Consider the following 12,359-nt stretch of genomic DNA (forward strand, 5'->3'; position numbering starts at 1 on the left):
CCGTCACCGCCCCCGCAGCCGATCCACGGCAGCGCGGCCCGCCTGCACGGCGGTGTCGGCCGTGTACGACTCGGGATCGATCGAGGCCGCGCACGGACCCGCGTCGAGCGTCGTGTCCACCGGAACGGCCCGCTTGATCTGCGCGAGGGCGATCGGGCCCAGTTCGAAGTGGTCGACGACGGTGCCGAGACGGCCCACTGCGCGTCCACCGACCGTCACGTCGTCACCGGTCTCGGGGCGGCCGTCGGCGGATCCGTCGAGGTGCAGGAGCACCAGGCGACGGGGTGGCTTGCCCAGGTTGTGGACGCGCGCGACGGTTTCCTGGCCGCGATAGCACCCTTTGTCCAGGTGCACCGCGCCGAACTCGGTGACACCGCCGATCCAGCCGACCTCGTGCGGGATCGTGCGGTCGTCGGTGTCCAGGCCGATGCGCGGACGTCCGGACTCGACCCGCAGTGCCTCGAACGCCCAACTGCCGGCTTCGCGCGCACCGGCGACGACGAACTTGGCCCACCACTCGTCCAGCGAGGCCGCGGGGACCAGCACGTCGAACGAGTCGACGCGCGCCGGCCACGGCATCCGCCGGACGAATCCCGAGGACGGATCCCCGGGGACCAGAAGCGTTGCCTGGTACGCGGCATCGGGAACCTCGGTGCCGACGGCGCGCAGGATCGACGGTGCCTTCGGTCCGAGCAGGGAGAGGACGACGAGTTCGGAGCCGCGGCGCGGGGCTGCCTTCGACCAGAACACCATCTTGGTGAGGAACGCCAGCAGATCGGGCCCCCGATCGGCCTCGGTGTCGATCCACGTGGTTCCGTCGATGTCGGTCATGACCATGTGGTGCTCGACTCGACCGTTGACGTCCAGGCTGAGATTCTCGGCGGACGAGCCGTCGGTCAACGTCGCGACCTGCTGGCTGGAGATCGTGTTCAGCCACGTCAGGCGCTCCTCGCCGATGATGGCGATGACGAAGCGGGTCGAGCGGTCGATGACGGCTGCCGTGGTGGCCGCGGCGCGCTGCTCGCCGAACGGGTCACCGTAGTGCCATGCAGTTCCGCGGTCCGGTCCGTCGTCGGGAGATCGGACGGCGCCCGGTCGAGCGAGCACGGATGAGGACGTCACTGCGGGAATCTCGGACACGCACCCAGTCTAGGAGCGCGTCCGGTTTCTTACCACGGCACTACCCTCGGGGTCATGACTTCACGAGTTGTGGTGACCCTCGACGGCGTCGTACAGGACCCGACCGCCCCCGTTCTGCATGCCGACGATCTCGGTGCGGTCCGTGGTGACGGCGTCTTCGAGACGATTCTGATCCGCGACGGGAAAGCGTGTCGACTCGACGCCCACCTGGCGCGCCTCGCCAGTTCGGCGGACATGCTCGATCTCGACGAGCCCGACGCCGAGGCCTGGCGCGCGGCAGTCGCGGCGGCCGTGGCGGAGTGGGAACGGACCGGGTCCGGTGAAGGTGCCATGCGCCTCTATCTGAGCCGCGGCCGGGAGTCGGATTCCGGGGGAGCGCCCACCGGCTTGGTGACGGTGTCCGAGGTCTCGGAGAGAGTGGCGCGATCGCGCGCGAAGGGCGTGTCGGCGATGACCTTGTCTCGCGGATACTCCATCGATGCGGGGGAGACGTCGCCGTGGACGCTCCTCGGCGCCAAGACACTGTCCTACGCGACCAACATGGCGGCTCTGCGGCACGCGGCCCGTGCCGGCGTCGACGACGTGGTGTTCCGCAGCACCGAGGGACACGTGCTCGAGGGGCCGCGGTCGACGGTGCTCTCGATCACCGGTCGCCGCATGGTGACGCCGCCCGTCGAGCACGGTGTGCTGCGCGGAACCACCGTCGACGCGTTGTTCGAGATCGCCGGGGACGCCGGCTTCAGCACCGAGCACGCACCGCTGCGCGTCGCGGATCTCATTCTCGCGGATAGTGTCTGGCTGGTGTCGTCGGTGACGCTCGCCGCGCGCGTGCACACGCTCGATTCCACGACCTACCGCGAGCGGCCGACCGACCGCATCGTGCGGGACCTCGTGGACACCGCCGTCATGCGCTGACGCCCGGGTAACGGTGCACACATTCCATCGCCTACTACTACGCGTAGTAGTAGCGTCGGCGTCGTAGGCGGAGTCCCGCCTCGCCGCCGACGAGAAGAAGCTGGGCATGGACGCACTCGATGTCTCACGATGGCAGTTCGGAATTACTACCGTCTACCACTTCCTGCTGGTTCCGCTGACCATCGGACTCGCTCCGATCGTCGCGGCGATGCAGACGATGTGGGTGATCACCGGCAAGGATTCCTGGTATCGGCTGACCAAGTTCTTCGGCAAGCTCTTCCTGGTCAACTTCGCTCTCGGTGTCGCCACCGGCATCGTCCAGGAATTCCAGTTTGGTATGAACTGGTCGGAGTACTCGCGCTTCGTCGGCGACGTCTTCGGTGCCCCGCTCGCTCTCGAAGGCCTGGTGGCCTTCTTCCTCGAGAGCACCTTCCTCGGTCTGTGGATCTTCGGGTGGCAGCGCCTGCCGAAAGTCGTTCACCTGGCCACGATCTGGCTGGTGGCCATCGGCGTCAACGCGTCCGCGTACTTCATCATCGCGGCCAACTCCTGGATGCAGCATCCCGTCGGCGCCGTCTACAACCCGGACACGGGCCGTGCCGAGTTGATCGACATCTGGGCAATGCTCACCAACAACACCGCGCTGGCAGCCTTCCCGCACGCGGTCGCCGGATCCTTCCTCACCGCAGCGACGTTCGTCGCCGGCATCGCCGGGTGGTGGATGGTCCGCAGTGCACGGCAGGGTGAGACCGGCCCGACATCGCAGGCGCGCACCATGTTCCGTCCGGCCGCGCGCATGGCGTTCGTGGTCATGATCGCATCCGGCGCCGCGCTGGCGATCACCGGCGACATCCAGGGCAAGCTGATGTTCGACCAGCAACCGATGAAGATGGCGTCCGCCGAATCGTTGTGCCACACCGAGACCGGTGCGTCGTTCTCCATCCTGACCATCGGCACCCACAACAACTGCGACAGCGTCCAGCACATCGTCGCGATACCGGGACTGACGTCCTTCCTTGCCGAGAGCGACCTGAACGCGACGGTGCAGGGAGTGACGGAGCTGCAGCAGCAGTACGAGCAGCAGTACGGCCCCGGCAACTACCGGCCCAACCTCTTCGTCACCTACTGGGCATTCCGCATGATGATCGGTCTCGCAGCGGGTTCGGCCGTGCTCGCCCTCGCCGGTCTGTGGGTTACTCGCGGGGGCCGGGTCCCGGATCAGCGGTGGTTCTCCCGGTTGTCGATCCTGGCGATCCCGACGCCGTTCCTGGCCAACAGCGCGGGATGGATCTTCACCGAGATGGGACGCCAGCCGTGGATCGTCGCGCCGAATCCTACTGGTGTCGACATGATCCGTCTGACGGTCGACCAGGGCGTCTCCGACCACCCGGTCGGCCTCGTTCTCACATCCCTGATCACCTTCACGGTTCTGTATGCGGGACTCGGCGCGGTCTGGTTCCTGCTGATGAAGCGCTACGTGCAGGCGGGACCTCTCGAGCACGACCGGCATCCACACGACGACGACCGCGACGACGACGGCAGCGACGACGCCGACGCGCGTCCCCTGTCGTTCGCCTACTAGGAGGAGATGGACATGGGTACACCCGAGTTCTGGTTCGTCGTCGTGACCGCGTTGTTCGTCGGATACTTCGTCCTCGAGGGTTTCGACTTCGGCGTCGGCATGCTCATGCCGATCCTGGGGTCGTCGCGGCGAGAGGACGGCGAGACCCGGCGGCGAGTCGTGCTGAACACCATCGGTCCGGTCTGGGACGGCAACGAGGTCTGGCTCATCACGGCGGGAGGAGTGCTGTTCGCGGCCTTCCCCGAGTGGTACGCGACGCTCTTCTCCGGCTTCTACCTGCCGTTGCTGCTGATCCTCGTGGCGCTCATCCTCCGCATCTGCGCTATCGAGTACCGCGGCAAGATCGATGATCCGGTGTGGCGTCGGCGGTGCGACCTGGGTATCGGTATCGGGTCGTGGGTGCCTGCCGTGCTGTGGGGCGTGGCCTTCGCCAACATCGTCCGTGGTGTCGCGATCGACGCCGACAAGAAGGTGACGTCCGGACTGCTCGACCTGCTCTCGCCGTACGCCCTGCTGGGCGGCGCGACGACGGCGCTGCTGTTCGCGTTCCACGGCGCCGTGTTCATCGCGCTGAAGACTGCCGGCGAGGTACACGACGACGCGTCGACTCTTGCTGCCCGGCTGCTCCTTCCGGTCGCCGCGGTCACCGGGGTGTTCGCGCTGTGGACCCAGGTCGCACACGGCAAGGGGTGGACATGGTGGCTGGTCCTCGCGGCGGTCGCCGGGCTCGCGGCGGCTGCGTCCGCTCTCGCTCGCGGGCGTGACGGGTGGGCGTTCGTCGGAACGACGGTGACCATAGCGAGCGCGGTGCTGCTGCTGTTCTGCTCGCTGTTTCCCGATGTCATGCCGTCGACGATCGACGACGCGTTCTCGCTGACCGTCGACAACGCATCGTCCTCGGCCTACACGTTGCGCATCATGTCGTGGCTGTCGGCGATCGTCGCGCCGGTCGTGCTCGCGTACCAGGGGTGGACCTACTGGGTGTTCCGCCGCCGCATCGGGTCACAGCACATCCCGCCGTCGATCGGTCTGACGAGGGCACCGTGAGCACGCGGTCGGGTCCGATAGATCCCCGCCTGTGGACGCGGTCCGCACCGGTCCGTCGCTACCTCGTCGGATCGGTGGTCTTCTCCTCGGTGACCACCGCCTGCGTCATCGTCGTCGCCGTCACGGTCGGCACCGTGCTGGGCGGAGCGATCACCGACCCGTCGCGTCGGGATCCCGGCGCCTGGACTGCCGAGCTGGTCGTCCTCGGATGCGCCGTCGTCGTTCGCAGCCTCGCGACGTGGGCGAGGTCCCGGTACGCACAACGGTCCGCGCTCCGGGTCGTGCGTGGTCTCAAGGCCGACCTTCTCGATGCCGCGACCACTCGTCGCGACCTCCGCGGGGCGGACGATCGTGGTGAGTGGACGACGGTGCTCACGCGGGGACTCGACGGGCTGGCCCCCTACCTCACCGACTATCTGCCGGCGTTGGTGCTGGCAGCGATCGTCACTCCCGCAACGGTTCTCGTCATCGCCGCCGTCGATCCCCTGTCCGCGTTGATCGTCGTGGTGACCCTGCCGACGATCCCGGTGTTCATGGTTCTCATCGGGCTCCTGACGCGAGGTCGCTCGCGTCGGACGCTGGATGCGATGGCGCGACTGTCCGCTCGGACGATGGATCTGCTGGCGGGCATCCCGACGTTGCGCGCACTGGGCCGTCAGGACGGACCCGCCGCGCGGATCGGCGAGCTGGGAGAGAGCCACCGACGTCGGACCATGTCGGCGCTGCGCGTCGCCTTCCTGTCGTCCATGGTCCTCGAGCTGCTCGCGACGCTCGGTGTGGCCCTCGTCGCGGTGACGATCGGCCTGCGACTCGTGTACGGCGAGATGGGCCTGACCGCCGGCATCATCGCCCTCGTCCTGGCACCAGAGGTCTACCTCCCTCTCCGTGCGCTGGGCAGTGCGTTCCACGCCTCCGAGGACGGGACCGAGGCCGCCGGTCGCGCCTTCGCCCTGCTCGAATCCACCGAGGGCTCTGCACGTCCGGGCGTCCGCACGCAGGTACCGCCGACCGGTGCCCTCACCGTCGAGCTCACCGGAGTCTCGGTGCGCGGCCGCGACGGGTGGGCCCCCTCGGGTGTCGACGCGACGTTCCGGCCCGGCGAGGTGACCGTCCTGACCGGTGCGAACGGCACCGGCAAGTCCACGATTCTCGCGACGATCCTGGGTCTCGTGGAACCCGACGAGGGCCGCGTCGAGCTGATCTCGTCCGACGGTCGACGTCTCGACCTGTCGAGGGTGGAGCCGGAGACCTGGTGGGACCGTGTCGCATGGCTCCCGCAGCGGCCGGCGATCGTCGCCGGAACTGTCGCGGACAACCTCGACCTTGGGGCGGGTGGAGATTTCGACGCGGCGGCGCGCGCCACCGGATTCGACCGTGTCCTCGCCACGCTGGAGCACGGACGCTCGACCGTGCTGGGTGCAGGGGGAGCCGGCCTGTCCCTCGGGGAGGCGCAACGACTGGCTGTGACGCGGACTCTCGCGTCCGCCGCGCCCGTGCTGCTCCTCGACGAACCGACTGCTCACCTGGATCCGGAATGTACTGCACGCGTACTCGAGTCGCTCGTCGCGGCGGCCCGATCCGGCCGCACCGTCGTCGTGGTGGCGCACGCGCCCGAGATTCTCGCGGTCGCGGACAGTGTCGTGACGGCGAGCCGACCGGCGGTGCCGGCATGAACGACCTCGTGAGGGCTGTGCGTCTTCTCGACCTCGAGCCGCGCAGGATGATCCGCGCCGTCCTGGCCGGAGTCGCGACGCTCGGCAGCGCGCTCGCGCTGTCGGCGCTGTCGGCGTGGCTCATCACGCGGGCATGGCAGATGCCCCCGGTGCTGCACCTGTCCGTCGCCGTCGTCGCGGTGCGCGCCCTCGGAATCACTCGCGGCCTGTGCCGCTACCTCGAGAGGTTGGCGACCCACGACGTCGCGTTGCGAGGAATGGTGACGGCGCGCTCCTCGCTGTATCGCATTCTTGCGCAGGGAGATTCGTCGGCCTCCGTGACGCTGCGACGGGGAGATCTCCTCGTGCGAACCGGTGCCGACGTGGACGCCGTCGGAGACGTGGTGGTGCGCGCCCTCGTCCCCGTCGCGGTCGCGTCGGTGATCTCGGTCGCGGCGGTCGGTGTGGTCGCCGTGTGGTCGCCCGCAGCCGCGACGATCCTCGCCGCGGCACTGTTCGTGTCCGGTGTCGTCGCGCCGTGGCTCGCGGGTCGGGCCGAGACGGCGTCGGCGCAGGCCCTGCTTCTCGCGCGGGCCGACTATGCGGGACATGCCGTCACGGCCGTCGACCACGCCGCCGAATTGCGCGTCTCGGGCCGTCTGGCGGACGTCCGACGCCGGGCGGACGAGGCGGACGCGGCCGCCGCCGCAGCGCAGGATCGCGCCGGAACGTGGTCCGCGTTGTCCGCTGCGGCGACGCCCCTGTCGATGGGGGCCGCCGTTCTCGGAGCGCTCATCACGGGCATCGCGGCCTACGGGAGCGGAACGGGATTCTCCGGGGGTGCCGATCCGACGGGCCTGGCCGTCGTCGTCCTCGTGCCCCTCGCGGCCTTCGAGGCGACAGGGGCCGTGCCTGCGGCGGCTGTCGCTCTGGTGCGAGGCTCCGCGGCGGCCCGGCGCATCATGGCTCTGGTCGACTCGGCGGGCCCCGGACACGCGGCCGCCGATCGGTCGGTCCCCACCGGGGATGTGAGTCTCGAGGTGGACGCCGTGGTCGCCGGCCGCGGGCGCGCCCACACCGCGCCGGTGTCGCTGCGTCTGGAACCCGGTGCGCGCGTAGCGATCGTGGGCCCGAGCGGCATCGGCAAGTCGACTCTGGCCATGACACTCGCCGGGCTCGTGCCGGCGATCTCGGGGGAGGTGCGCGTGGCGGGTCACCCGATCGACGACGTGCCCGAGGACTGGTTGCGCGCCGAGGTGACCTACTTCGCCGAGGACGCACACGTCTTCGAGACGACCGTGCTGGAGAATCTTCGGGTGGTGCGCGGCGACCTCACCGAGCGCGACGCTCTGGACGCCGTGCAGCGAGTGGGTCTCGGTGACTGGGTCGAGACCCTGCCCGGGGGACTGCACACCCTGCTGGAAGGCGGGGATCGAGCGATATCCGGCGGGCAGCGTCGTCGACTGCTCCTGGCGCGGGCGGTGGTGTCGCGAGCGTCGGTGCTGGTCGTCGACGAACCCACCGAGCACCTGGACGACGCATCGTCGGCTCGGCTTCTCTCCGCGGCGCTCGACCCCGCAGGCGGACTGTTCGAGCCGGAGCGGTCCGTCGTGGTCGTGACGCACAGTCCGGTACCGAATGGTGTGCGCACACTCCACGTCCGCGGCGAGGCCCCTGCCGGCGCGGTCCGGACATCGTCTGTTCGCTCCGAGAAAAAGCCGTTGCAGAGCGCGCTGTTCCACGCGTAGCGTCGTCAGTACACGAGAGAGGAGGTGGTCTGGAATTGTATGACTCTTGGACGCGTGAGGTGGCTGCCCGCTAGCCGCACCCGCTGACGGATATCACTCACCGCGCGAGCGGCGGGCGAATACCAGGCAGCTACCCGACCCCCGAGCCCTCGGTCCGTCCAGACCGAGACCCGTACTCCCGCAAGGGTGTACCGGTAGGGCTCGGGGGTCGCGTCATGTCCGGGGTCGATCGGGACCATCACCGACGTCGGTCTTTCCCGTTCTGCCGAGGCGACGCCGACGGTGTGTCAGTGTGGGTGCATGACTGACGACCGCAGCAGCGAGACCACCGAGACCACCGAGACCACAGAGTCCGACGATGCCGACACGACCACGTCGAACGAGGACACGGTGGGCCCCGAGTTGACGCAGGAGGACCTCGACCGCGCCGGCGAGAAGATGGACGGACTGAACGACCGGTACAAGACGGGCGCCCGCGAGACGGTCACACTGCCGGGCACCAACGGCACCGTGTCGGGAACCGCGTTCGCCGACTTCGATCCGGAGAAGGCCGACTCCGACGACGAGTCGTCCTCGAAGGACGATGCCGAAGCGAGCGCTGAGTAGAGGTCAGCCGACGTAGCGGGCGAGGCGTGCGGACAATCGGGGGGCGAGATCGCCGTCCGGTCCGACGCGCTCCTCGACATACGCCAGATCGCCGCCGTCGACGATGCCGTACAGACGCTTCGCGCCGCCCACGAGCGCGGCGGAGGTGGTGCGGATGACGACGTCGGTGGCCAACTCCCACGACGACTGTGTCAGCGCGCGCCCGTAGTAGAGCTCGATGAGGCCGGTCGCGTGTGTCAGCAGAAGCTCGAGAGTTTCCTCGTCCTCGGCACCCGCGATGCCGGATCCGCTGACGCGCCAGAAGCCGGACTCGCGAAGATCCTCGGCCGTGTAGGCGCCGTCGGCGTCGGTGCGCCAGGTCCGGGACTCCCACGTCAGGTACGGGCCGCCGTCGTGACTCACGATGATCTGCTGGCCGAAGGTGTAGTCGCCGTCGGCGTCATGTCCTTCACCGTCGCCCCGCCACACGCCCACGAGGGGGAGGAGGGCCAGAACGGAATGCGAGATGTCGACGCCGAGTCGCAGATTGGCGGTGTCGTCGGTCGCCGGAAGGTCGGGGAGCACCGGGATGTTGCGACCCGCAGTCTCCTTGGCCCGATCCTCGGCGCGCGCTACTGCCTCGTCACCACTCAGGCGTGGCGATGCGCTGCCGGACCGGCCGTCGTCGAACGGACTGCTCACGACTCGTCGGTGACCAAGCGGTAGACCACGTACAGGGAGAACCAGGCGATGAGAATCGACGCCAGCACCAGGAGTACCTCGAAGAAGATGACCACGTATCGAGTGTAGACCGCGGCGCGTCGGTCGTCGTTCCTGGCCCGGGCGCCCGACTGTTCGGGCCGCAGACCTTGTGACCGATGACAAGCTCGCGTCGGTCCGAACGGCCGCCGGGTTGCATAGGGTCGGAGCGTTCCGATGTCGGAACTGGAGATACGTGGTCGGAGAGGTGCCGGTGAAGAGGGTCATGGAGTCGAGGACGGGGCGGATGTCGCCCGGTGGAGCCGCCACACGAGTGTTCGCCGTGTGTGCGACGGCCCTGCTGGCGGTGAGTGTCCTGCAGACGTCCGTCGCCGCGGCCGCCCCGATCACACCGTCGGATCCGCTCGGCCTCGGCGACGACCCGGTCGAGTCCGTACTGGACACGTTCGGCCTGGGAAACAAGGTCGACCAGGATCCGAACAACTACGCCTACGACTGCCCCGACGTCCTGATCGTCGCGATCACGGGAGCGACCGACTCGGAATCGGACCGGAATCCCGTCGACGAGGTGGACCGACTGCCGTGGTCGAACTGGGTCGGCAACGTGACCGTTCCGACGGGTGAGGCCAACGCCGAGTACCCCGGACGCGTCGGGTGGGTCTACGTCCCCTACGCCTCCGAGTACGGCGTCGCGGTGGCCGATCCGGTGCCCACCTACCAGGAGTCGGTGCGCGAGGGCCTGAGCACGATGACCCGGATGATCGACGAGAACAAGACTGCCTGCGGGACGTCGACGAAGTACGTCCTGCTCGGCTACAGCGTCGGCGCCGAAGCGGTCGAACGTCTGGCCGTCGACATCGGGTCACGCCCGTCGACGGCCCACGTCACGTCCGACGACATCGCCGGGGTCGCCCTCGTCGGCGATCCCTACCGACCCGCGGGCACCGCGTCGTTGGACAAGCCGGGACCTCCCGGGGGCGGCTTCATGTCCTCGGAGCCGAAGGACTACGGCACGCTGACCGACAAGATCCGGTGGGCCTGCCGTCCGATGGACATCGCCTGCGACGCCCCCGAGAATCTGGGCGTACTTCCGTTGGCGCTGAACGTGTTCGGGCGCATGCACTTCACACTTCTCGACCCCGCACGGACGGTCACCGAGTTCGCCGCCGTGTCGTCCGACGTGGCTGCGCGCACCATCGCGCACGTGTTCTCCGACCCCGGATTCGCGACGTCCGACGAGTCCGTTCTCGACGTCATGCTGCGCGTGTCCGACCGGACCGAACCCACCGCCGACGAGCCTGCGCCGTCGCCGCAGGAGATGTTCGACGCCGCGCAGTGGGCCATGGGACCGGGCCGCAGTGTCGTCGAGGCGAAGCTGGCGGCCGAAGCGAAGGGCTTCGCCGCGGACAACGCGGACATCCCGCAGCTGTGGGAGAAGCCGTACATCGAGCTCGGGTTCCTCCAGCACCTCTACTACTGGGACAACTTCCCGGACAACGGTAGGGACTGGGAGAGCGAGAAGCTGATCCGGTGGATCACGGACATCGCGAGGGACGAGAGTGGGAAGCCGCCGGTGACCGAGCCGGCCGTCCCGCCGGCAGCCGACGGCGTCGGGGCTCCCCGGGTGATCCCCCCGGTGGCCCCCGGGTACCTCGCACCGCCGGCCACGCCGACGGAGACCGTGCCGTCGACATGGGAAGAAGTGCTGAAGTCGCTCGGACTGCCGCCCGAACCCGGCAAGTAGAGACGAACGCGAAGAGCCCCGCCCGAGAACTGCTCGGGCGGGGCTCTCGTCGATCGGAGGCGGTCAGGCGCCGATGGCGATCTCTGCCTCGTGAAGTCCGGCGGACTCGGGGGAGATGGTGATGTCGCCGTTGCCACTGGCGGACAGGGCGCGCAGCGTCCACGTGCCCGGCGCAGCGAAGAACCGGAAGTCACCGGTTCCCGATGCAACGACCTCGGCGGTGAACTCACCGGTGCTGTCGAGCAGACGCACGTACGCGCCGCCCACGGGCTGGCCGTCCGACTTCGCGAGGACGCGGCCGGTGATGACCGTTTCCTTCTCGATGTCGACGCCGGCCGGAAGGGTCTGTCCCTGAACTGGTGCTCCGCACATGTCTTACGCTCCCAACTCGATCGGTGCTCCGACGAGGGAGCCGTACTCGGTCCAGCTGCCGTCGTAGTTCTTGACGTTGTCGTAGCCGAGCAGCTGGGTCAGTGCGAACCAGCTGTGCGACGAACGCTCGCCGATGCGGCAGTACGCGATGGTGCCCTTGGCGGGATCGATGCCGACACCGTCGTAGAGCTCCTTCAGTTCCTCGTCGGACTTGAAGGTGCCGTCCTCGTTGGCAGCCTTGCTCCACGGAACGTTGACGGCTCCGGGGATGTGGCCCGGACGCTGGCTCTGCTCCTGGGGAAGGTGCGCCGGCGCGAGGATCTTGCCGGAGTACTCGTCGGGGGAGCGGATGTCGAGGAGGTTCTTGGTGCCGATGGCGGCGATGACCTCGTCGCGGAACGCGCGGATCGACAGGTCGGGAGCCTCGGCCTTGTACGACGTGGTCTCCCGCGAAACGGCGTCGGTGCTGAGCGGACGACCGTCCAGTTCCCACTTCTTGCGGCCGCCGTCGAGCAGACGAACGTCCTTGTGGCCGTACAGCTTGAAGTACCAGTACGCGTACGCGGCGAACCAGTTGTTGTTGCCGCCGTAGAGGATCACGGTGTCGTCGTTGGCGATGCCGCGGGTCGACAGCAGGTCGGAGAACTGCTCCTGGTTGAGGAAGTCGCGAAGGACCGGATCCTGGAGGTCGGACTTCCAGTCGAGCTTCACGGCACCCTCGATGTGGCCGGTGTCGTAGGCGCTGGTGTCCTCGTCGACCTCGACGAACACGGTCTTGGGAGCATGCAGGTTCTGCTCGGCCCAGTCGGCAGTGACCAGGACGTCGGAGCGAGCCATGTGGTTCCTTTCGATTC

The 12,359-nt window shown here is 68.6% G+C and carries 11 protein-coding genes; 7 read left to right on the forward strand and 4 right to left on the reverse strand.

The features are described 5' to 3' along the window. Nucleotides 1-3: 3 nt before the first annotated feature. Nucleotides 4-1,140, reverse strand: coding sequence for a CAF17-like 4Fe-4S cluster assembly/insertion protein YgfZ (gene ygfZ, locus AC0IX4_RS13465; RefSeq protein ID WP_471829355.1), 1,137 nt, complete (start codon nucleotides 1,138-1,140; stop codon nucleotides 4-6). Between the two features lie 54 nt (nucleotides 1,141-1,194). Here ygfZ and AC0IX4_RS13470 point away from each other — a divergent pair, with 54 nt between their 5' ends. The 6 genes from AC0IX4_RS13470 (at nucleotide 1,195) to AC0IX4_RS13495 (ending at nucleotide 8,690) form a co-directional block, all read left to right on the forward strand. Beyond that, nucleotides 1,195-2,055, forward strand: coding sequence for an aminodeoxychorismate lyase (locus tag AC0IX4_RS13470; protein ID WP_471829356.1), 861 nt, complete (start codon nucleotides 1,195-1,197; stop codon nucleotides 2,053-2,055). Nucleotides 2,056-2,161: 106 nt separating this feature from the next. Then, complete coding sequence (locus tag AC0IX4_RS13475; RefSeq protein ID WP_056070428.1) at nucleotides 2,162-3,637, forward strand: cytochrome ubiquinol oxidase subunit I; 1,476 nt, start codon at nucleotides 2,162-2,164, stop codon at nucleotides 3,635-3,637. A gap of 12 nt (nucleotides 3,638-3,649) precedes the next feature. After that, on the forward strand, nucleotides 3,650-4,684 hold the full coding sequence (gene cydB, locus AC0IX4_RS13480) for a cytochrome d ubiquinol oxidase subunit II (RefSeq protein ID WP_042573919.1): 1,035 nt from the start codon (nucleotides 3,650-3,652) through the stop codon (nucleotides 4,682-4,684). Beyond that, on the forward strand, nucleotides 4,681-6,357 hold the full coding sequence (gene cydD / locus AC0IX4_RS13485) for a thiol reductant ABC exporter subunit CydD (protein WP_471829357.1): 1,677 nt from the start codon (nucleotides 4,681-4,683) through the stop codon (nucleotides 6,355-6,357). The genes cydB and cydD overlap by 4 nt, the downstream gene beginning before the upstream one ends. Then, entirely contained in the window at nucleotides 6,354-8,084 is a 1,731-nt protein-coding gene (gene cydC / locus AC0IX4_RS13490; RefSeq protein ID WP_471829358.1) for a thiol reductant ABC exporter subunit CydC, read from the forward strand. The genes cydD and cydC overlap by 4 nt, the downstream gene beginning before the upstream one ends. A gap of 300 nt (nucleotides 8,085-8,384) precedes the next feature. Then, entirely contained in the window at nucleotides 8,385-8,690 is a 306-nt protein-coding gene (locus AC0IX4_RS13495; RefSeq protein ID WP_471829359.1) for a hypothetical protein, read from the forward strand. Nucleotides 8,691-8,693: 3 nt separating this feature from the next. On the opposite strand, the gene AC0IX4_RS13500 is transcribed toward AC0IX4_RS13495, so the two are convergent. Beyond that, nucleotides 8,694-9,371: a heme-binding beta-barrel domain-containing protein gene (locus AC0IX4_RS13500; protein ID WP_056070418.1), complete on the reverse strand. Its 678-nt coding sequence runs from the start codon at nucleotides 9,369-9,371 to the stop codon at nucleotides 8,694-8,696. 283 nt (nucleotides 9,372-9,654) lie between these two features. Here AC0IX4_RS13500 and AC0IX4_RS13505 point away from each other — a divergent pair, with 283 nt between their 5' ends. After that, on the forward strand, nucleotides 9,655-11,133 hold the full coding sequence (locus AC0IX4_RS13505; RefSeq protein WP_471829360.1) for a cutinase family protein: 1,479 nt from the start codon (nucleotides 9,655-9,657) through the stop codon (nucleotides 11,131-11,133). 63 nt (nucleotides 11,134-11,196) lie between these two features. On the opposite strand, the gene AC0IX4_RS13510 is transcribed toward AC0IX4_RS13505, so the two are convergent. Together AC0IX4_RS13510 and AC0IX4_RS13515 are read right to left on the reverse strand one after the other, a co-directional pair. Next, nucleotides 11,197-11,505: a DUF1416 domain-containing protein gene (locus AC0IX4_RS13510; RefSeq protein ID WP_471829361.1), complete on the reverse strand. Its 309-nt coding sequence runs from the start codon at nucleotides 11,503-11,505 to the stop codon at nucleotides 11,197-11,199. Between the two features lie 3 nt (nucleotides 11,506-11,508). Beyond that, the gene (locus AC0IX4_RS13515) at nucleotides 11,509-12,342 is read right to left on the reverse strand and encodes a sulfurtransferase (RefSeq protein ID WP_042573882.1); all 834 of its coding nucleotides are present in this window, start codon (nucleotides 12,340-12,342) and stop codon (nucleotides 11,509-11,511) included. Between the last annotated feature and the right edge of the window lie 17 nt (nucleotides 12,343-12,359).

Source organism: Rhodococcus sp. AC861 (assembly GCF_979256035.1).